General features: G+C 63.7%; 23 protein-coding genes and 1 pseudogene. 15 read left to right on the top strand and 9 right to left on the bottom strand.

Going from position 1 to position 19,561, the window contains the following annotated elements:
* Positions 1–2: 2 nt before the first annotated feature.
* From JEQ47_RS13415 to rimP, 3 genes are read right to left on the bottom strand one after another with little or no spacing between them, the layout of a single operon-like run.
* The gene (locus tag JEQ47_RS13415) at positions 3–674 is read right to left on the bottom strand and encodes an RNA-binding protein (RefSeq protein WP_268905766.1); all 672 of its coding nucleotides are present in this window, start codon (positions 672–674) and stop codon (positions 3–5) included.
* 48 nt (positions 675–722) lie between these two features.
* Positions 723–2,327: a transcription termination factor NusA gene (gene nusA / locus JEQ47_RS13410; RefSeq protein ID WP_198876949.1), complete on the bottom strand. Its 1,605-nt coding sequence runs from the start codon at positions 2,325–2,327 to the stop codon at positions 723–725.
* Between the two features lies 1 nt (position 2,328).
* On the bottom strand, positions 2,329–2,952 hold the full coding sequence (rimP, locus tag JEQ47_RS13405) for a ribosome maturation factor RimP (RefSeq protein WP_198876948.1): 624 nt from the start codon (positions 2,950–2,952) through the stop codon (positions 2,329–2,331).
* 272 nt (positions 2,953–3,224) lie between these two features.
* Between rimP and JEQ47_RS13400 the strand changes: the two genes are divergently transcribed.
* The gene (locus tag JEQ47_RS13400) at positions 3,225–4,475 is read left to right on the top strand and encodes a GGDEF domain-containing protein (protein ID WP_198876947.1); all 1,251 of its coding nucleotides are present in this window, start codon (positions 3,225–3,227) and stop codon (positions 4,473–4,475) included.
* 9 nt (positions 4,476–4,484) lie between these two features.
* Here the strand turns inward: JEQ47_RS13400 and JEQ47_RS13395 are convergent, their stop codons facing one another.
* Complete coding sequence (locus JEQ47_RS13395; RefSeq protein ID WP_198876946.1) at positions 4,485–5,150, bottom strand: ferredoxin reductase domain-containing protein; 666 nt, start codon at positions 5,148–5,150, stop codon at positions 4,485–4,487.
* Positions 5,151–5,392: 242 nt separating this feature from the next.
* Between JEQ47_RS13395 and JEQ47_RS13390 the strand changes: the two genes are divergently transcribed.
* Positions 5,393–5,710, top strand: a complete 318-nt coding sequence (locus JEQ47_RS13390; RefSeq protein ID WP_198876945.1) for a hypothetical protein — start codon at positions 5,393–5,395, stop codon at positions 5,708–5,710.
* A gap of 50 nt (positions 5,711–5,760) precedes the next feature.
* Here JEQ47_RS13390 and JEQ47_RS13385 read toward each other — a convergent pair whose 3' ends face one another.
* The 3 genes from JEQ47_RS13385 to metK form a co-directional block, all read right to left on the bottom strand.
* On the bottom strand, positions 5,761–6,129 hold the full coding sequence (locus tag JEQ47_RS13385) for a winged helix-turn-helix transcriptional regulator (RefSeq protein WP_198876944.1): 369 nt from the start codon (positions 6,127–6,129) through the stop codon (positions 5,761–5,763).
* Between the two features lie 96 nt (positions 6,130–6,225).
* Positions 6,226–6,930, bottom strand: a complete 705-nt coding sequence (trmB, locus tag JEQ47_RS13380) for a tRNA (guanosine(46)-N7)-methyltransferase TrmB (protein ID WP_198876943.1) — start codon at positions 6,928–6,930, stop codon at positions 6,226–6,228.
* 75 nt (positions 6,931–7,005) lie between these two features.
* The gene (metK, locus tag JEQ47_RS13375; RefSeq protein WP_198876942.1) at positions 7,006–8,262 is read right to left on the bottom strand and encodes a methionine adenosyltransferase; all 1,257 of its coding nucleotides are present in this window, start codon (positions 8,260–8,262) and stop codon (positions 7,006–7,008) included.
* A gap of 218 nt (positions 8,263–8,480) precedes the next feature.
* On the opposite strand from metK, the gene JEQ47_RS13370 reads away from it, so the two are divergent.
* The 7 genes and pseudogenes from JEQ47_RS13370 to JEQ47_RS13340 all read left to right on the top strand — a co-directional run bounded on the left by JEQ47_RS13370 (position 8,481) and on the right by JEQ47_RS13340 (position 13,933).
* Positions 8,481–9,095, top strand: coding sequence for a ribonuclease D (locus tag JEQ47_RS13370; RefSeq protein WP_198876941.1), 615 nt, complete (start codon positions 8,481–8,483; stop codon positions 9,093–9,095).
* 14 nt (positions 9,096–9,109) lie between these two features.
* Positions 9,110–9,763 carry a hypothetical protein gene (locus JEQ47_RS13365; protein WP_198876940.1) on the top strand — a complete coding sequence of 218 codons (654 nt, stop codon included), beginning with the start codon at positions 9,110–9,112 and terminating at the stop codon, positions 9,761–9,763.
* A complete protein-coding gene (locus JEQ47_RS13360) occupies positions 9,760–10,218 on the top strand; it encodes an LptA/OstA family protein (protein ID WP_198876939.1) in 459 nt (152 codons plus the stop codon). Before JEQ47_RS13365 ends, JEQ47_RS13360 begins: the two co-directional genes overlap by 4 nt.
* A gap of 32 nt (positions 10,219–10,250) precedes the next feature.
* A pseudogene (gene lptB / locus JEQ47_RS13355) lies at positions 10,251–10,970 on the top strand (LPS export ABC transporter ATP-binding protein); the annotation flags it as partial.
* Between the two features lie 119 nt (positions 10,971–11,089).
* Positions 11,090–12,604 (top strand): RNA polymerase factor sigma-54, encoded by a 1,515-nt coding sequence (gene rpoN, locus JEQ47_RS13350; RefSeq protein WP_198876937.1) that lies wholly within the window; start codon positions 11,090–11,092, stop codon positions 12,602–12,604.
* Positions 12,605–12,839: 235 nt separating this feature from the next.
* Complete coding sequence (gene hpf, locus JEQ47_RS13345; RefSeq protein WP_198876936.1) at positions 12,840–13,418, top strand: ribosome hibernation-promoting factor, HPF/YfiA family; 579 nt, start codon at positions 12,840–12,842, stop codon at positions 13,416–13,418.
* A 47-nt stretch (positions 13,419–13,465) separates the two neighbouring features.
* Positions 13,466–13,933: a PTS sugar transporter subunit IIA gene (locus tag JEQ47_RS13340; RefSeq protein WP_198876935.1), complete on the top strand. Its 468-nt coding sequence runs from the start codon at positions 13,466–13,468 to the stop codon at positions 13,931–13,933.
* A 70-nt stretch (positions 13,934–14,003) separates the two neighbouring features.
* Here JEQ47_RS13340 and JEQ47_RS13335 read toward each other — a convergent pair whose 3' ends face one another.
* Positions 14,004–14,291: a DUF1150 family protein gene (locus tag JEQ47_RS13335; protein ID WP_198876934.1), complete on the bottom strand. Its 288-nt coding sequence runs from the start codon at positions 14,289–14,291 to the stop codon at positions 14,004–14,006.
* Positions 14,292–14,318: 27 nt separating this feature from the next.
* The gene (locus JEQ47_RS13330) at positions 14,319–14,738 is read right to left on the bottom strand and encodes an Hsp20 family protein (RefSeq protein ID WP_198876933.1); all 420 of its coding nucleotides are present in this window, start codon (positions 14,736–14,738) and stop codon (positions 14,319–14,321) included.
* Positions 14,739–14,859: 121 nt separating this feature from the next.
* Between JEQ47_RS13330 and JEQ47_RS13325 the strand changes: the two genes are divergently transcribed.
* From JEQ47_RS13325 to JEQ47_RS21075, 6 genes are all read left to right on the top strand, one after another.
* Positions 14,860–15,711, top strand: a complete 852-nt coding sequence (locus tag JEQ47_RS13325; RefSeq protein ID WP_198876932.1) for a glycosyltransferase family 2 protein — start codon at positions 14,860–14,862, stop codon at positions 15,709–15,711.
* Between the two features lie 66 nt (positions 15,712–15,777).
* Complete coding sequence (locus JEQ47_RS13320; RefSeq protein WP_198876931.1) at positions 15,778–16,344, top strand: dihydrofolate reductase family protein; 567 nt, start codon at positions 15,778–15,780, stop codon at positions 16,342–16,344.
* A gap of 274 nt (positions 16,345–16,618) precedes the next feature.
* Positions 16,619–16,819 (top strand): 50S ribosomal protein L35, encoded by a 201-nt coding sequence (rpmI, locus tag JEQ47_RS13315; RefSeq protein ID WP_035084480.1) that lies wholly within the window; start codon positions 16,619–16,621, stop codon positions 16,817–16,819.
* 19 nt (positions 16,820–16,838) lie between these two features.
* Positions 16,839–17,240 (top strand): 50S ribosomal protein L20, encoded by a 402-nt coding sequence (gene rplT / locus JEQ47_RS13310; protein WP_086471467.1) that lies wholly within the window; start codon positions 16,839–16,841, stop codon positions 17,238–17,240.
* Between the two features lie 113 nt (positions 17,241–17,353).
* The gene (gene pheS / locus JEQ47_RS13305) at positions 17,354–18,484 is read left to right on the top strand and encodes a phenylalanine--tRNA ligase subunit alpha (protein ID WP_198876930.1); all 1,131 of its coding nucleotides are present in this window, start codon (positions 17,354–17,356) and stop codon (positions 18,482–18,484) included.
* Between the two features lie 27 nt (positions 18,485–18,511).
* The gene (locus JEQ47_RS21075) at positions 18,512–19,552 is read left to right on the top strand and encodes an ASCH domain-containing protein (RefSeq protein ID WP_198876929.1); all 1,041 of its coding nucleotides are present in this window, start codon (positions 18,512–18,514) and stop codon (positions 19,550–19,552) included.
* Positions 19,553–19,561 lie beyond the last annotated feature (9 nt).

Below are 19,561 nucleotides of genomic sequence, written 5' to 3'. Positions count from 1 at the left end.
TCCTATCGTCTTTCGTCCTGTTCCGCGGGCAAAAGCACACCGGACGCCGGGAGGCGGTCGGTGTGGTCTGCTGTCGCTGGGGCGTTGTATCGGGCCAGTCTACGGGCCTTCTCCACCGCCGATTGGGCTGCCGCCCCGGTCATGAGGGCAGCATGTATCACATTTTCCAGCCCAAGTGCCAAACCCATTTGCTCACTTGAGAGAGATTCGAAATGCGGCACGTCGGGACCGGTCAAACCGGCCTCCTGCCGCGCATAGTTGAGGGCCTTGAGGGTCCCCAGCATCTTGTTCCGGCCGTCCTCGGCCGCATCGCTCGCCGTGAGCAAAGCCAGCACCTGGCCCGATTGGAGGGCCGACTTGACCTTGGTGGCGCCGGTGGTGAACTGCCCGGCCTTTCGCGCCATGCCCAGGGCCGACAGCAGCCGCTGTTCGAGGCGGATCCGCGTCAGCTCCGCCAGGTCCTCCGGCACCGTGACCGGCGCCTTGAGGCTGCGGGCAAAGGCCTTCTTCCGGACCGCCTCGGCCACGGCCTCATGGCTGAGGGTAATCCAGACACCGCGCCCTTCGGCGCGCGCATCGACATCGGGCACGATGGCCTCGTCCGGCCCGACCACGAAACGCACCAGTGCCTCGACCGGCTTTTCAGTCCGGGTCAAGGCACAGGTCCTCACCATGTCAGCGCTCCGGGCCATAGACCGGGTGCTCCCAAAAAGGGGCGGTCCTTAGACCGCCTCCTCCTCGGAATAGCCGTCTTCGCCGCCCTCTTCGGCCGGCAGGTCATCGGCACTGATCCAGCCGGCACGGATGCGGGCCTGCATGATCATGTCCTCGGCTTCCTCGCGGGACACGGGGAAGTCCTTGAAAGTGCCGTCAAAGCGCTTGGTTTCACCATCCTTGCGTTCGGTCCAGCCGACGAGATCGTCAGCGGCACAGCCGGCGAAGTCCTCGACCGACTTGATGTCTTCCTTGCCCAAGGCCACCAGCATGGCGGCATTGAGGCCCGGGATTTCGTAGAGGTCGTCCTCGACGCCCAGCGCCTTGCGCTCGGCATCGAACTTGGCGTCGATCTCGGCGAGATATTCGGCGGCGCGGTTCTGGATTTCGCCGGCGGTCTCTTCGTCGAAGCCGTCGATCGAGGCGATTTCGGCCGGTTCGATATAGGCCAGTTCCTCGACCGAGGAGAAGCCTTCCGAAGCCAATAGCTGGGCAACCATCTCGTCAACGTCAAGGGCCTGCATGAACAGGGCCGAGCGTTCGGTGAATTCCTTCTGACGGCGTTCGCTTTCTTCCTGCTCGGTCAGGATGTCGATATCCCAGCCGATAAGCTGGCTGGCGAGGCGCACATTCTGGCCGCGGCGGCCGATGGCGAGCGAGAGCTGGTCGTCGGGCACCACGGTCTCGATGCGCTCGGCCTGCTCGTCGAGCACGACCTTGGCGACGTCGGCCGGCTGCAGCGCCGAAACCACGAGGTCGGCAATCGAGTCAGTCCAGGGAATGATGTCGATCTTTTCGCCCTGCAGTTCAGCGACAACCGCCTGCACGCGCGAACCGCGCATACCGACGCAGGCGCCGACCGGATCGATGGACGAGTCATTGCTGGTCACGGCGATCTTGGCGCGCGAACCCGGATCACGGGCGATCGAGCGGATGGTGATGACGCCATCGTAGATTTCCGGCACTTCCTGCATGAAAAGTTTTGCCATGAACTGCGGATGCGTGCGCGAGAGGAAAATCTGCGGCCCGCGCTGTTCGCGGCGGACGTCGTAGATATAGGCGCGGACGCGATCGCCATAGCGGAACATTTCACGCGGGATCAGTTCGTCGCGGCGGATGATGGCTTCGCCACGGCCCAGATCGACGATGACATTGCCATATTCGACGCGCTTGACGGTGCCGTTGACGATTTCGCCGACGCGGCCGGTATATTCCTCGAACATGCGGTCGCGCTCGGCGTCACGCACCTTCTGCACGATGACCTGCTTGGCCGACTGGGCGGCGATGCGGCCGAATTCCATCGGCGGCAGCGGCTCGGTCAGGAAGTCGCCGACCTTGGCCTCGGGCGACTTGGTCCGGGCAAACTTGAGATTGACCTGGCGGGAGGGCTCTTCGACCTCGTCGACGATCTCGAGCAGGCGCCACATGCGGGTCTCACCCGAACGCGGATTGATCTCGACCTTGATCTCGGTCTCGGCGCCATAGCGGCCCTTGGCGGCCTTTTCCATCGCATCCTGCATCGCCTCGATCACGACCATGCGGTCGATGTTCTTTTCGCGGGCGACGGAATCGGCAATCTGCAACAGCTCGAGGCGGTTCGCGCTAACGGCCATTTCAGTTCTTCTCCTCAGAGATATCGTCATTATCGGCATCGGCAAATTCGACCGTCTCGGTCTCGTCGTCGTCGATGGGGTGCAGCTCCTGGTCGGCGCGAGCCATGTCCATGAGCTTGTCGGTCATCACGAGCTTGGCTTCGGCAATGGTGCCGAAGGCAAGCTTGTGATCGGGATCGGTGCCGCCCGGAGCATCGGGCAGGCGGATGGTGACGCCCTCGTCATCGACGGCGGCAATGTCGCCACGGAAGCGCTTGCGTCCATTGATCATGTCGAGCAGCTCGACCTTGGCCTCGTGGCCGAGGAAGCGTTCATAGTCGCGCTTGCGGACCAGCGGCCGGTCGATGCCGGGCGAGGACACTTCCAGGTGATATTCGCGGTCGATCGGGTCTTCGACGTCGAGCACAGGCGAGAGATCCTTGGAAAGGGCCTCGCAGTCCACGATGGTGAAGCGCCCGTTCTCATCCTCGGCCATGATCTGCAGGGTGCAGCCGTTTTCCGGCGTGATCTTCACCCGGACCAGCGCAAAGCCCAGGTCATTGGCCACCGGCTCGACAATGCGGGAGATACGGGCTTCGAGCCCGGTTTCCTTGATGTAGCGCTTTTCGGTGAGGTCGAAAGCCATGCCTATCTTCGCCTTGGGCCTTCCCCGCGCGGCGCGGAAATGGCCATTGATAAACAAAAAGAGCGGGGGCCTTCCGGCACCCACTCTCGAATGAGAGCAACGATGTTGGCCTCATATAGACCCGGATCGCGACCAGCGCAAGGGTGGGTCACCCCGGCAAGGGCTCGTAAACAATGAATGGGAAAATATCGGGTTCGGGTGACCCGGCTCTTGCTGTTGCCGCCACTTTCCTGACGAAGATGGCGGCAACAGCAAGAGCCGGGAAGCAATCCATGGACACAATGGCGGTTTCGCAGACCCAGCAGGCCGTGGCCAATATCGAGCGATTGGCGGCGCTGGAGCGGTACGACATTCTCGATACGCCGGCCGAGCCGGCCTTCGACCGGGTGGCCCGGCTGGTTCGGCTGATCTTCGACGTCGAAACGTCGCTCGTCACCATGATCGACGCCCATCGCCAATGGTACAAGGCAGCGCTCGGCACCCCGCTGAGCCAGGTACCGGTGCGGGACAGCTTCTGCCAGCATGCGCTGCTTTCCCCGCGGGCGCTGGTCGTGCCCGATGCCACGCTGGACCCCCGCTTCAGCGCCAATCCGCATGTCACCGCCCCCAATGGCGTGCGCTTTTATGCCGGCATGCCGCTGGTAACAGAGGACGGCCAGACGATCGGCACGATCTGTGCCATCGACCGGAGCCCACGCGATTTTTCGGACCGCGAAACCGCCATTCTCGAAGAGCTGGCGCAGGTGGTGATGAGTGAACTCGAATTGCGGCTGCTGGCCACCAGCGACGGACTGACGGGCCTTGCGACGCGGCGGGCCTTCAAGGCCGAAGCGGACAAGCATGTTGCGCTGGCCCGCCGCCACCGCAGCCAGTTGTCGGTGCTGACATTCGATATCGACCACTTCAAGAGAATCAACGACCTCTATGGCCATGCCGGTGGCGACATGGTTCTCAAGGCCATTGCCCAGGCGGCCCAGACCGGCTTGCGCAAGAGCGACCTGCTTGGCCGGCTGGGCGGGGAGGAATTTGCGGCCGTGCTGCCCGATGCCGATGGCCCGGCAGCCATGGCGGTGGCCGAAAAGCTGCGCCTCGCCTTCCGGATGCTGGATTTTCCGGGCAGCCGTCCACCGATCAGGGTATCGGCCAGTTTCGGGGTGGCGACACTCGACCCCGGCCGCGACGATCTCGAGAGCGTGCTGCTCAAGGCCGACGAGGCGCTCTACGAAGCCAAGCGGGCGGGCCGCAACCTGACAATGGCCTGGCGTGGCACGACCACGGCCACCGTCGCCGAAAAGATCGACCGGCGCCGGGTGCTCAAGGCAGGCAGACTGGTGTTCAACGACCGAAAGTCGGTCATCGACTGCACGGTGCGCGCGCTTTGGGAGCGGGGCGCGGAAGTGCAAGTTGCCTCTTCGGCCGATATTCCCGAGGCCATAACGCTGGAGCTGTTGTCGAGCGGCAATGCCTGGGATGCCGCTATTGTCCAGCGCCGCCCGAACAGCGTCGAGCTGGCCTTCCGCTGAGCATGGGGCTCATTTTTCCCAGGTGACTTTGCCCACATCGGCGCCAGCCTCTTCGAGCTGGCCGCGCAGGTCGGCCACCATGGCGTCGGGACCGCAGAGGTAGAAATTGCCATCGAGGTCCGGCAGGTGCTTCCGCATAAAAGCGGCGTCGATCCGTTCCTGCAGGAGCTTTGACCGCGGATCGTCAGTGACGGTCCAGATGACTTCGAGTCCCTCCATGGCCTCGAACTCCTCGAGCAGGATGATGTCCTTTTCGGTGCGATTGGAAACAATCAGGCGGTTTCCAGCGATCCGGCCCGTGGCGTTGAGATGCCGCAGAATAGCGATGAAGGGGGTGACCCCGGCGCCACCGGCAATGAACGTCCCCTGCCCCTTATACTGGATCGTGCCCCAGACATCGCGGAGGATGAGGTGATCCCCTGAGCCCAGCGACCAGAGTTCATTGGTGACCCCGCTATGGTCGAAGTAGCTCTTGATGGTGAATTCCAGCATGTCCGCATCGGGCAGGCAGGTGAAGGTGAAGGGGCGCTTCTGGTCCCGCCAGCCATCGCGATCGATGGACACTTCCGTGGCCTGTCCGGGCGAAAAGCCGTAGCCCTTGGGGCGCTCCAGGCGATAGTGGCGGACATTGTGGGTAACGGGGATGGTGTCGAGAATTCTGACGCTGACCTGCATTTGGGCCCTCCTCTCCATGAGAAACAGCGAGCCTGTCCGGCCGGTTGCAACTGGCGCTTACCGAAGGGGAACCCGGTTTCCATAAGGATACCATGTTTCGTTTGAAGCGCTTGATTTCCTTGATCAAACCTTCGGATGGCGCGACGCCATTTCAAGAGCAAAAAAGTGGTTTTGGGCCGCTTGCGGGCGATCCTGATGGTGGCCATTTCCGGTTCGTTCAAACCAGAAAGGATCATCCTCCCATGATCAAGAACACAGTTATCGCCCTCGTCGCCACCGCCGCTCTCGCCGGTCTTGCCGCCCCGGCCATGGCCGCATCCTACTCGTCGGACTCCGACTCCTCGTCCTCGAAGGGCACTTCGGTCACGGAGACCACCGGCCTGTCGAACTCCGATTTCGACAGCGACTATGCGCTGACCGCCCTCAAGGACAAGGGCATCGATGCCAGCTCGGTGCAGGAATGGGGCTCGTCCTACCTCGTGGCCTGGGTTACCGGAGCCGATGGCAACCAGACCATGATCTATCTCGATCCGGACACCTACGAAATCGTCACGCCGTAAGCTGACGCTCCCGGCGCCGCCAGCCATGGCGGCGCCCGAACCGCCCGACGTCAGGCCGGACGGATATCCAGCGCATCGAACTGGCGCCGTGCTTCGACCACGGCCTCCCGGTTGCGCTGGGCAAAGAGGTGAAACTGATCCGCCAGGTCGAGCAGTTCGCGCCCCAGCGCGGTCAGGTCATAATCCACCCGCGGCGGAATGGTCGCATAGGCCGTGCGGGTGACGAAGCCATCGCGCTCCAGTTCGCGCAGTGTCTGGCTCAGCGACTTTTGCGGCACCCCGCCCATATTGCGCCTGAGCTCGTTGAACCGCATGGTTCCCGAGCGCAACTGCACCACCACGACCAGCGTCCACTTGCTCGGCCGCACCACCAGAATATCCTGACTCAAGTCGGGGTCGAGGCGGGTGGCGGCAGACATGGGGCATCTCCGAGAGGCGTGAAGACCCGATATGGGGCATTCGGCGCCAAGGTCCAGAGAGGACGAAGATGAAAGTTTGGCAGGGTGACCGGAGCGTTACACCCGGACGAAGGCGAAATAGAAGCTGATCATCCGTCCCTCGCGCCGCGCCTTCTGCTCATAGCGGGTCGGCTGCCAGCCCGGATAGGGCTGGTGCCAGCTCCCGGGGGCCTCCGCCTCGAAGCGGAAGCGCGGCTCGCGCACGATGTGGGCCAGCGTCCAGTTGGCATAGTCCTCGATGTCGGAAGCGAAGTAGAACATGCCGCCCGGACGGATCACCCGCGCCAACTGGTCAAGCGTGGTGGGCGAGACAAAGCGCCGCTTGTGGTGGCGGCTCTTGGGCCAGGGATCGGGATAGAGCAGGTAGACCGCATCTACCGACGCATCGGGCAGGGCCATCAGCAGCTTCAGCGCATCGTCGGTATAAAGGCGCACATTGCCGAGGCCGTTGGCGTCGATGGCCTGAACCATCTTGCCGATGCCGCCGGTAAAGACCTCGCAGCCGATAAAGCCGGTCTCGGGCTCTTCGCTTGCCTTGCGTGCCAGATGCTCGCCACCGCCATAGCCGATCTCGATGACCAGCTTTTTCGCCTCAGAGAACAGGGTCCTGGGGTCCAGTGCGCCGTCGAGGACGATTTCGACCTGCGGCAGAACTTCGGCCACCTGCGCCTTTTGCCCCTCGTGCAAGGTCTTGCCCGAACGCCTGCCGAAAAAGGCGCGCGGCTCGCCGGAGCGGGTCTTGGGAAGCTGGTGGTCGGTCATGGGCAATCTGAAAAAGAGGGGGCCTCCCTGCCGCTTTCGCGGAAAAGAGGCCCCCGGTCAATGTCCAATGTCAGCTCAGGCGACGGCGGCCTTGAGCGCCTTCACCAGATCGGTCTTCTCCCAGGAGAAGCTGCCGTCGCGGCCGGCCTTGCGGCCGAAATGGCCATAGGCAGAGGTTTTCGCATAGATCGGCTTGTTGAGGTCGAGATGGGTGCGGATGCCGCGCGGGGTCAGGTCCATCACCTCGGCCAGGGCCTTTTCGAGCCTGGCTTCGTCGACCTTGCCGGTGCCGTGGAGGTCGACATAGATCGAGAGCGGCTTGGCCACGCCGATGGCGTAGGAGAGCTGGATGGTGGCGCGATCGGCAAGACCGGCGGCGACGACGTTCTTGGCGAGGTAGCGCGCCGCATAGGCGGCCGAGCGGTCGACCTTGGTCGGGTCCTTGCCCGAAAAGGCGCCGCCGCCATGGGGAGCCGCGCCGCCATAGGTGTCGACGATGATCTTGCGGCCGGTGAGGCCGGCATCGCCGTCCGGACCGCCGACGACGAACTTGCCGGTCGGGTTGACGTGCCAGACGGTCTGGTCGTCGATCCAGCCTTGGGGCAAGGCTTCGCGCACATAGGGCTCGACAATGGTGCGCACATCGGCCGAGGTCAGCGTCTCGTCCAGATGCTGGGTCGAGAGCACGATCTGCGTCACGCCGACCGGCTTGCCGCCTTCGTAGCGCACCGTGACCTGGCTCTTGGCATCGGGGCCGAGCTTGCCGGCGGGGCCGTGATTGGCCTTGCGCGCCGTGGTCAGGGTCTCGAGGATCTTGTGGGCATAATAGATCGGGGCGGGCAGCAGTTCGGGCGTTTCGCGGCTGGCATAGCCGAACATGATGCCCTGGTCGCCGGCGCCGACATCCTTGTTGCCGGCGGCATCAACGCCCACGGCGATATCGGCCGACTGGCCATGCAGCAGCACGTCGATGCGGCAGGTCTTCCAGTGGAAGCCGGACTGCTCGTAGCCGATGGCGCGGATGGCCTTGCGGGCGGCGGACTTGAACTTGGCGGGGTTGACCAGGGGCGCGCCGGCGGCGTCGAGCAGCACCTTGCCGTCCTTGCCCTTCTTGAGCAGGGTTTCGGGCACCCGAACTTCGCCGGCAATGACGACGCGATTGGTGGTGGCCAGGGTTTCGCAGGCGATGCGCACCTGGGCCGGGTCCATGCCGGCCTTCTTGGCCTCCTTGAACACCAGATCGACGATTTCGTCGGAGATGCGGTCGCAGACCTTGTCGGGATGACCTTCGGAAACGGATTCCGAGGTGAAAAGATACGAAGAACGGGCCACGTTAAACCTCTTTGCGAGTGGCGAGGGCGCACGGGCAGTGCGCGTGTGGAGACGTCCCCACACTTTCAACGCCGGTTTTCGCAGGTCCGGAGCCGGAAAGCAACAGGCATATAAGGAAAGCTTTATATCGTCTGGGCAGGCACGGATTTCGGGCACGCCTTTCCTTGGCCATCGCTCTGTGCCAAGGAAGGCGGAGTTAGAGAACAGGACCCAGATTCATGGCCATCCGAGTGCATCGCGGAGACTTGCCCAACCTTTCCAACTATGGCCGCGAAGTGGCGATCGATACCGAGACCATGGGGCTTCATCCCCATCGCGACCGGCTCTGTGTCGTGCAGCTCTCGCCCGGCGACGGCAGCGCCGACGTGGTGCAGATCCCGCAGGACGCCACCGAAGCGCCGAACCTGGTCAAGCTCCTCTCCGATCCTGGCGTTACCAAGATCTTCCACTATGCGCGCTTCGACGTGGCGGTGCTGCAGAACCGCTTCGGCGTCGTCACCGGCCCGGTCTACTGCACCAAGATCGCCTCCAAGCTGGTGCGCACCTATACCGATCGCCATGGCCTCAAGGACCTGGTGCGCGAACTGCTCAATGTCGATCTTTCCAAGCAGCAGCAGAGCTCGGACTGGGGCGGCGACAAGCTCAGCGATGCCCAGCTCGATTATGCCGCGTCCGACGTGCTCTACCTCCATGACCTCAAGCGCCATCTCGACCGGATGCTGGCGCGCGAAGGCCGCACCGAACTGGCCCGGTCGTGCTTCGATTTCCTCAAGACGCGCTGCGCACTTGACCTGATGGGCTGGGAAGAAACCGACATTTTCGCCCATAGCTGAGGCCGGATCGCGCCATGCCGTCGCCCGCAGGGACCCAGCACATCTACCGACGCCTCGCCCGGCGCAACCGGGCGATCGGCATTCTGCGCCTGGGCGTGCCCATGGCCGGGGCGCTGGTGCTGGTCGGGCTGGTGGGGCAAATCTACCTTGCAAGCCTCGGCGGGCGGTTCGGCATCGACCAGCTCACCGTGACGCCCGAGGCGGTCAGCATCCAGACGCCCGAATATGTCGGGGCCCTCACCGATGGCTCGACCTATCGGGTATCGGCCGAGACGGCGCTGGCGACAGCGGAGCGCAGCGATCTCATCGACCTGACCAATGCAAAGCTGGTCATCGACCGCGTCGACGGCGTGCAACTGACCATGGAAGCCGATGCGGCCCAGCTCGACACCACGCAGCAGCTCACCATCGTGCCGGGCCTGGCCGAGGTGGCCGACAGCACCGGAACCATGGGCGAACTCACCGATTCCGTATTCGATTGGCACAGCCAGCTCCTGACCACGCGGGGGCGCGCGGACATCGACTATGCCGACGGCTCGACGATCAGGGCCGAAGGCCTGGTCTATGACGCAGCCAGCCTGGTCTGGACTTTCAACAGATCGGTCGTCACCCTGCCCTCGACCCCGGGCGAGGATGGGACCGAGGCGAACGGAGAACAAACACCATGAAGCGCGTCAGGTCGCTTGTCGTGCTGCTGGCGCTGGTCGCGGCAGTGCCGGTCCTGGCCCAGAGCCAGGTGGAGATCACCGCCGACCAGACGGTGATGAATGACGCCAAGCGCGAAGTGGTGTTCACCGGCGACGTCATCGTGGTGCATCCCACAGTTACGGTCTGGGCGCCGGAAGTGATCGCCACCTATGGCGAGGGCGGCACCACCGATATCGAGACCTTCGTGGCCACGGGCGGCAATGTCCGCCTCAAGACCAAGGACCAGGACGCCACCGGTGAGCACGCCGTCTATACGCCGGCCGACCAGTTGTTGCGCCTCACCGGCAATGTCACTGTGACCAATGCCAGCGGCACGGTGAATGCGACCGAACTGGTGGTGAACCTCGCCACCAATGTCTCGACCTTTACCAGCACCGGCGGCGGACGCGTTACGGGCGTCTTCACCTCGCAATGAGTGCAGAGACCCGTCCGCGCGTAGACCAGACCGGGTGGCTGGTGGCCCATAGCCTGGCCAAGAGCTTCGGCAAGCGCGTCGTCGTGCGCGATGTATCGCTGGCCGTGCGCCGGGGCGAGGCCGTCGGGCTGCTCGGCCCCAATGGCGCGGGTAAGACCACCGTCTTCACCATGATCATGGGCCTCGTCAAACCCGATGCCGGCAAGATCCTGCTCGACGGGCAGGAGATCACGCGGCTGCCCCTGTTCCAGCGCGGGCAGTTGGGCATCGGCTACCTGCCGCAGGAGCCGTCGATCTTCCGCGGCCTCTCCGTCACCGACAATATCATGGCGGTGCTGGAAAATACCGTGCGCGGGCGGCAGGCGCGCCAGCAGCGCCTCGAGGCCCTGCTCGAGGAATTCTCCATCACCCATATCGCCAAATCCTCGGCCTTGGCCCTGTCGGGCGGCGAGCGGCGGCGCGTCGAGATTGCCCGGGCCCTGGCCGCGGATCCGGGCTTCATGCTGCTCGACGAGCCCTTTGCCGGCGTCGATCCGATCGCGGTGGCCGAGGTCAAGGGCCTCGTCCGGCAACTGACCCGGCGCGGCATCGGCGTGCTGATCACCGACCATGCGGTGCGCGAGACCCTGGGCCTCGTGGATCGCGCTTACCTCATCCATGGCGGCAAGGTGATGATCCAAGGCAAGCCCGAGACCATCAGCGCCGATCCCGAGGCCAGGCGCGTCTATCTGGGCGACAGCTTTTCCATTTAGCCGCCCGCTCCACCACAAACTTGGCACGAAACTTGCCGTGCGGACCGAATTGAGTCATGGTCCGCGCGGGAAGCGGCCGCACGCGGTCGGAATTGTTTGCTTGCAAGGGCCTTTAACGCATGGCGCTATCGCCACGGCTGGAGTTTCGTCAGAGCCAGAGCCTGACACTGACGCCGCAACTGATGCAGTCGATCCGCCTGCTTCAGCTCAGCCATCTCGAACTCAACGATTTTGTCGACGCCGAACTGCTGCGCAACCCGCTGCTCGAGCGCGAAGAGGGTGGCAGCGACGATGCCGCCGCTGAAGAGCCGCAGCACCTGCCCCAGGAAATGAGCGCCTATGAGGACACGGTCGCCTCGGGCGAGCGGACCAAGGACGCGGCGGAAATCGCCGAGGGCTATGACACGGCCGTCGAAAATGTCTTTCCCGATGCCGGCCCAACCGACCAGGTCCAGGCCGGCGGCCCCGACCGCAATGGCAGCTTCGAGGGGGGCGAGGCCGCCGATCTCGACCAGTATGTCGCGAGCCGCCCGCGCCTTTCCGACCACCTAGAGGCACAGGCGCACCTGCTGCTGCGCACCGCAGCCGACCGGCTGATCGCCCAGCACCTGATCGACGGGGTCAACGAGGCCGGATATCTGATGGTCGAGCCGGAGGCCGTGGCCACCTTGCTCGGCGCAGAGCTGGCCGATGTGGAGGCCGTGCTCGCCGTGCTCCAGACCTGCGATCCGGTGGGCATCTTCGCCCGCACGGTCGCTGAATGCCTGTCGCTGCAACTGCGCGAGCGCGACCGGCTCGATCCGGTGATGCAGGCGCTGATCGCCAACCTGCACCTTCTGGCCGCGCATGACATGCCGGGCCTGCTGCGGGCCGTCGGCTGCGATCGCGAAGACCTTGCCGACATGCTGGCCGAACTGCGCCAGCTCGACCCCAAGCCGGGCCTGGCCTTTGACGCCTCGCCGGTCGAGTCCGTGGTGCCCGATGTCTTTGTGCGCCCCGGTCCCGATGGCGACTGGCAGATCGAACTCAATTCCGACGTGCTGCCGCGCGTGCTGGTGAACCGCACCTATTATGCGACGGTGAGCAAGAAGACCCGTGACACGGCGGAAAAGACCTTCCTGTCGGAGTGCCTCAACACCGCCAACTGGCTGACCAAGAGCCTCGACCAGCGCGCCCAGACCATCACCAAGGTGGCGGCCGAAATCGTGCGCCAGCAGGATGGCTTTCTGGTCCATGGCGTGGCGCATCTGAAGCCGATGACGCTCAAGACGGTGGCCGAGGCCATCGACATGCACGAATCCACCATCAGCCGGGTGACCTCGAACAAATACATGGCCACGCCGCGCGGCCTTTACGAGATGAAGTACTTCTTCACCACCGCCATCGCCTCGGCGACCGGCGAAGGCGAGCATTCGGCGGAAGCCGTGCGCCACCGGATCCGGCAGTTGATCGATGCCGAGCCGGCCAATGAAATCCTTTCGGATGACACCATTGCCGACATGCTGCGCAAGGAACAGGGCATAGACGTCGCCCGGCGCACCGTCGCCAAGTATCGGGAGGGCATGAATATTCCCTCTTCGGTGATTCGACGCAGGCAGAAGAAGGCCTTTGAAACGGCAGGCCGCATCGCCTGAACCGCCACCCTGCAAATCGGCGCCGGGGAAGCCTATGCGGCGCTCGTGTGGCTGTCACCCGCATATTCGCCTCCCTGCGGCCAGTTGCGCATGGACAGGTTCCCTCGGCCGGGTCTAGCATCCTTTTGGTCGACACCCCATTTAGGATGTGTCGGCAGACGCGGGTCCCGTAAAGCCGGGAAGCGGCTTTGTGGACCTCTCGCGTCGCGCTTAACGACCGAAAGGAACAAGAGCCATGACCCTACGCGTTTCGGGAAAAAACATGGATGTTGGCGATGCCCTCAGGGGCAAGGCGGAGGACCATTTCGCCTCCGTTGTCGGGAAATATTTCGATGGCGGCTATGACGGACATCTGACCCTGACACCGGATGGCATCGGATATCGCGCTGACTGCGTCGTGCATCTCGATTCGGGTGCCACGCTCCAGGCCAGCGCCCAGGCCGGCGACGCGACCAGCGCCTATGAAGTCATGGCGCTCAATATCGAAAAGCGCCTGCGGCGCTATAATCGCAAGCTCAAGCAGCACCGCAAGGGCGCCAATGGCAGCGGCGTCGATGGCGTCACCGCTCAATATACCGTGTTTGGCGCGTCCGATGACGTCGACGAACTGGACGAGGACTATGCACCCCCCGTCATCGCCGAGACCACCAAGAGCCTGCGGCAAATGAGCGTCGAAGAGGCGGTGATGGAGCTCGATTTTTCCGGACAACAGGTCGTGATGTTCCGCCATGCTGGACATGGCGGGCTGAATGTGGTCTACCGCCGCGCAGATGGCAATATAGGCTGGATCGATCCGGCCCTGGGCGCCAATTGAGCGATGAACATCGCGGGCGATACCCGAGTAGATCCTAAGGCAGTTTGATGGAATTGGCCGATATTCTGGCAAAGCACGCCGTGCTGTCTTGCACGGGCGTAGCCAATAAAAGCCAGCTCTTTGAAACCCTTGCGAAAACGGCGTCAGAGCTTACCGCTTTTCCACAGGATCAGATCCTTGCGACCCTTACGGGCCGCGAGGAACTCGGATCGACGGGCCTCGGGAATGGCATTGCCATTCCGCATGGCAAGCTGCAGGGCCTCAAATCCGTGACGGCCGTGTTCGCCCGGCTCGACCAGCCAATCGATTTCGATGCGGTGGACGACCAGCCGGTCGACCTCGTGGTCATGCTGCTGGCTCCTGTAGGCGCGGGCGCCGATCACCTCAAGGCCCTGTCGCGCGTGGCGCGGCTTTTGCGGACCGAAAGCATTACCGACCAGTTGCGTGCCGAGACCGATCCGGTCCGGCTCCACGCCATTCTGACCGCGCCGGTGCGGACCACCTACGCGGCCTGACATCGGCTCCAGAAACACAAGACCCCCGCAGCCAGGCTGCGGGGGTCTTTTCATGGGGAAGGCGACGCCGTCAGTGGAGGGTCGCGACCCCGATATTCTGGTCGCCCAGCCATTCGGAGACGGCTTCGGCGGTATCGGCCACCATCAGCGGCGTGCCGTCGGCCGACATGACAAGCTGATACTGGGTGGCGACGTCGAATTCGGCGTCATCGATCATCGCCGACAGCACCAGGCCGGAAACCGGCTTCACATAGGCCACCGCATCGCCACCCAGGGCAGCGAACTGCGCGCGCGTCAGGTGCTTGAGGGGGTTGGCGGCGTCGAGCAGGTCTTCGGTGTTACGCTTGTTGTCCATCATTTCTCGGCCCTTTCTTTGTTCTTCTTCTCACAAGGAGCGAATGTCGATCTGCCGGGCAATCTTGGGCGCGCGGGGGCGCTCGAGAGCAATAACGAGCATACCATGCCCCAAAGTTGCATCCTTAACCTCCATGCCGTCGGCGAGGAGGAAGCTGCGCTGGAACTGGCGGGCGGCAATCCCGCGGTGCAGGAACTCCCTTGCGGGGTCATCGGCCTGCCGGCCGCGGACCATCAGCTGATTGTCTTCCACGCTCACGTCGAGGTCTGAACGGGCAAATCCAGCCACCGCAATCGAGATCATGAACCGCTCGGCGCCGTCGCCACCGGTCGAGCGCTCGATATTGTAGGGCGGATAGCCCTCGGCCGAGCGGGCCAGCCGGTCGATGCGCTCCTCGAAGCTGTCAAAGCCGAGGAGGAAGGGAGCGGAAAACACCGAGATACGCGTCATCGTCGAGAATCGTCCTTGATCGTCAAGCAACGGTCGCCGGCGACCCGATAGGAGTGGCATCGTCCGACTGAGCCAGATATGGGTCGGCAAGGCCCAAGGTTCAAGCAGGGGGGAGCTCGCAATGTCCCAGACCGTCGCCGTCATCACGCCCGCCTACAAGGCGCAATCGACCCTGGCAGCAACCGTCCGCAGCGTCCTCGAACAGACCCATGCCGATTGGCAGCACTGGATCGTGGCCGATGACGGTTTCGACTATGGCGCCTTTCTCGCTGAACAGGGGCTGAACGATCCGCGCCAGGTGTTCCTGTCGAGTGGCGGCACCGGAAGGGGGGCCTCGGCGACGCGCAATGTGGCGCTGGAGCAGATCGAGACGCCCTTTGGCGCCATTCTCGACGCGGACGATCGCCTCAAGTCCACCAAGCTCGAACAGGCTGTGGCTGCGCTCGGCCAATATGGCATCGTCACCACGGCGCTCGATGTGATGACCGAGGATTTTCGCCACCTGCGCCATGTGGGCGACGGCGCCGACGCCGCGCTGACGCCCGGACAACACAAATGGGTGAGCCTCTCCATGGACGCGATGGTGGTGTGGGACCGGCGGCGCGCCGACGGCCGGTTCGACCCCACCATGAGCAACATGACCGATCTCGAATTCCTGCTGCAGCTCTACCGCACCGTGCCGGAGAGCTATCACCTGGGAACGCCGCTCCACGACTACATCAAGCGCGACGGCTCGATGAGCAATTCCAAGGACGTGGCTGCCGGGATGATCGCCTCCAAGCGCGAAATCCTCCGACGCCTCGAAACCGGCCATTATGGGCTCGGCGCCGAGGACGTGGCGGGCCTGAAGGGCTTTCTCGATGTCTCCATCGCCGCCGAGGCCGCCTATGGCGCAGCGCTCGCGGCCAAGCCGGGCCTGTTGTTCGAGGACCATATCGGGCCCATGCTGGACGTTGCACGCGGCATTGACTGACCAGGGCTGTCGATCCGGGCCGTGCCGGTTCGTCTCAAGGGCATGCAAGCAGAGAGGAGCCACCAGATGCAGTCCAATATTCTGAGAGAAGACGGCGTGATCTGGCACACCGCCATCAGCCTCGACGGCTATGCCGCCGATGTGAATGACAGCCTCATGTTCATGATGGGCGGCGACGACGAGGAGGCCGACAATCCGCTGGTGGATTTCGTCATGGCCAATGTCGGCTGCACTTTGGGCGGAAGGCGCGGCTATGACATTTCGCAGCATTGGGAAGACCTGCCCAAGGCCTATGGGCTCGACGACATTCCAGAATATGTGGTGACCCGCCGCCCCTTTCCCGATGATGACCGATATTTCTGGGCCGATGGCAATGATCTTAAGGGCGCCGTGGCCCAGGCCAAGGCAAAAGCCGATGGCAGGATGGTCGTCATCCTCGGGCCGACGCTGGGCTCGGCGCTGCTGCGGGCCGGGCTTGTCGACCAGGTGTTCCTGCAGGTCGCGCCGGTAATGATCGGGGCGGGGGTGAAGATCTTCGCCGATACCGGGGAGGCGCCTGTGCATCTGAGACTTGTGCATCAGAGCCAGAGCGGGTCGGGCGTCAACCTGGTTTATGAGCCGAAGCGGGGGTGAAGCTTCCACGGCAGATCTCCCCCATCGTCATTGCCCGGCTTGTCCGGGCAGTCCACCTTGCTGAAGCATGGACCACCCGGACAAGCCGGGTGGTGACGATCACTGAGGGATCGCGGTACTGCCGTGGCGCCTGTGGGCAGACTCCCCTTGCCACCCCACCCATTTACCCCTATAGAGCCGCATCTCCGGATCGCCCGGCCAAAAGGCATGCCGTGGCGGTCTTTGAAAGCGAAGGCTCGCGAGAGCCGGATCAAGACCAATAAGGACCCGCAAAATGCCCAAGATGAAGACCAAGTCCGGCGCCAAGAAGCGTTTCAGCTTCACCGCCTCGGGTAAGGTGAAGGCCGGCGTTGCCGGCAAGCGCCACCGCCTGATCAGCCACAACGCCAAGTACATCCGCACCAACCGCGGCACCAAGATCCTCTCCAAGGGCGACGAGGGTCTGGTGAAGTGGTACATGCCGTACAACCGCTAAGCTGGAAGGACACTGAAATATGGCACGCGTAAAGAGAGGCGTAACCGCCCACGCCCGTCACAAGAAGGTCTTGAAGGCCGCCGAGGGCTATTATGGCCGTCGTAAATCCACGATCCGTATCGCCAAGCAGGCCGTCGAAAAGGCCGGCCAGTACGCGTATCGCGATCGTCGCGTCAAGAAGCGCAACTTCCGCGCGCTCTGGATCCAGCGCATCAACGCCGCTGTCCGTGACCACGGCCTGACCTATAACCGATTTATCGACGGCCTCAGCAAGGCTGAGGTTGCCGTCGACCGCAAGGTGCTGTCCGATCTCGCGATCACCCAGCCCGAAGCGTTTGCGGCCCTGGTCGTCAAGGCCAAGGCAGCTCTGGCGTATCTCGCAGACGTGGACTCCGTCACCCACGCTCGCGTCACCGCCTAAGCTCACCCCTCCCTCGCTGAGGTCAAAATCGCGCCTTGCGCCGCCCGAGAGGGCTGGCGCAGGGCGTTTTTGTTTGCTCTAACCGCGCCACACTGTCCGAGCTGAGAATAACGATGTCCTTGCAAACACAGATCGAAATCCTGCGCAGCGAATTGTCGACAGCCATCGCCGCGTCGGACAGCGAGGCAGCGCTGGACGCGGTCCGCGTATCGGCCCTGGGCAAGAAGGGTTCGGTTTCGGCCCTGCTCGCCACGCTCGGCTCCATGGCGCCCGAGGACCGCAAGAGCGCGGGCCCCGCCATCAACGGCCTCAAGAACGAGGTCGCCGCCTTGATCGAAACGCGCAGCGAGGCACTGAAGGGCGCCGCGCTCGAGGCTCGCCTCAAGGCCGAAACGGTCGACGTCACCCTGCCGCTGAAGCCCGCCCCCACGGCGCGCGGCCGTATCCATCCGATTTCCCAGACCATCGACGAAATCACCGCCATCTTCTCGGATATGGGTTTCTCCATTGCCGAAGGGCCCGATATCGAAACCGACTATTTCAACTTCACGGCGCTGAATTTCCCCGAGGGACATCCGGCACGCGAAATGCACGATACGTTCTTCATGAAGCCCGGCCCTGACGGGGTGAAGAAGGTTTTGCGCACCCACACCTCGCCGGTGCAGGTGCGCGTCATGCAGAAGACCAATGAAAAGCCGGCGGCGAGCTACATCACCCCGGCCATGGACCCGCCGATCCGCGTGGTCATGCCCGGCCGCACCTATCGCAATGACTCGGACCAGACCCACACGCCGATGTTCCACCAGGTGGAAGGCCTCGTCATCGACAAGAACTCCCATATCGGCCAGTTGCGCTGGGTGCTGGAAGAGTTCCTGAAGGCCTTTTTCGAAGTGCCGAGCGTGACCCTCAGGTTCCGCCCGAGCTTCTTCCCCTTCACCGAGCCGTCGATGGAAGTGGACGTGCAATGCGACCGCTCCGGTTCGGAGGTGAAGATCGGCGAGGGCAAGGACTGGCTCGAAATCCTGGGCTGCGGCATGGTGCATCCGAACGTCATCCGCAATGCCGGGCTCGACCCCGATGTCTATCAGGGCTTTGCCTGGGGCATCGGCATCGACCGCATCGCCATGCTCAAATACGGCATGCCGGACCTGCGGGCCTTCTTCGACGCCGACCAGCGCTGGCTCGACCATTACGGTTTCCGCCCGCTTGATCTGCCGACGCTGTTTGGCGGGCTTTCTTCCTAAACCCAACGCACGGCGAGGCAGCAGCAGGTGTCGTCCAGCACGGCCAGTACTGAGCAGATCAGGTTCAGCTTCGGGGATTCCCCGGAGCTGGCCGACCGCCTGCTCGCGCTGGTGCTGGCGGGCAAGAAGACGGCGACCTGTGGGGCGCTGCGCGACTATGGCCATGGCAGCGAGCCGATGCCCGAGGTGGGGCGGCGCGATATCGTGCTCAACGGTGCGGGTGAAGAGGCCTGCGTGATCGAAACGCTGACCATCGAAACCAGGCGCTTCGACGAGATCGAACCGGATTTCACCGATCGCGAAGGCGAGGGCGACTACGCCACCTGGCGCGAGGGGCATGAGGCCTATTTCGCGCGCAATGGCGGTTTTGCGCCGGAGATGGAAATCGTCTGCGAGACATTCCGTCTGGTCACCGTGCTGCCGGCCGGGCGCGCGCTTTATGCCCAGGTAGCGCGGCCGATCTTCATCGTCACCGACATCGAGAGCGATGGTCCGACGCCGCTGCACAATTCCATGCTGAGCTTTGCCTCGGTCGCCGTGGAAGCCGACGGTACCCGCCATGGCGAATTCGAGGCGGTGCTGACGCCGCGCGCCGATCGCAAGCAGAACGAAACCACGATGGCCTGGTGGGCGACCCAGCCCGAGGCCTGGGCGGCGGCGACGACCGGCGCGGAAGACCCGGCCGTGGTCATGCCGCGCTTTGCGGACTGGGTGGAAAGCCTGGCCGGGCCAAAGGTTTTCGTGGCAGCGCCGATGATTTTCGATGGTCTCTGGATGGACCATTATCTCGACGACTATGCCGGCACGCGCGCCCTATCCGGCCCCTTCAAGGGTCGCCAGATCTTTCGTGGCGGCGGCATCTGCCTTTATACCATGGCGGGTACGCTGCGCGGTGCGCCCTATATGGATTGGGGCATGAGCAAGCTGCCGGCCGAATTCTATGGCCATATTCCCCACACCCACCGCGCCATCGACGACGCCCGCGGCTTTGCCAATGTGCTTGTCGAACTTTTGCAACTTTCTTCTCAGCTGCCGCCCATCATTGGTAGCAAAAGCGACTTCCGCTAAAGGCTAAAG

This window comes from Devosia sediminis, from assembly GCF_016411825.1.
Lineage (GTDB): Bacteria > Pseudomonadota > Alphaproteobacteria > Rhizobiales > Devosiaceae > Devosia > Devosia sediminis.
This window is presented reverse-complemented; position numbering and strand designations above follow the sequence as displayed.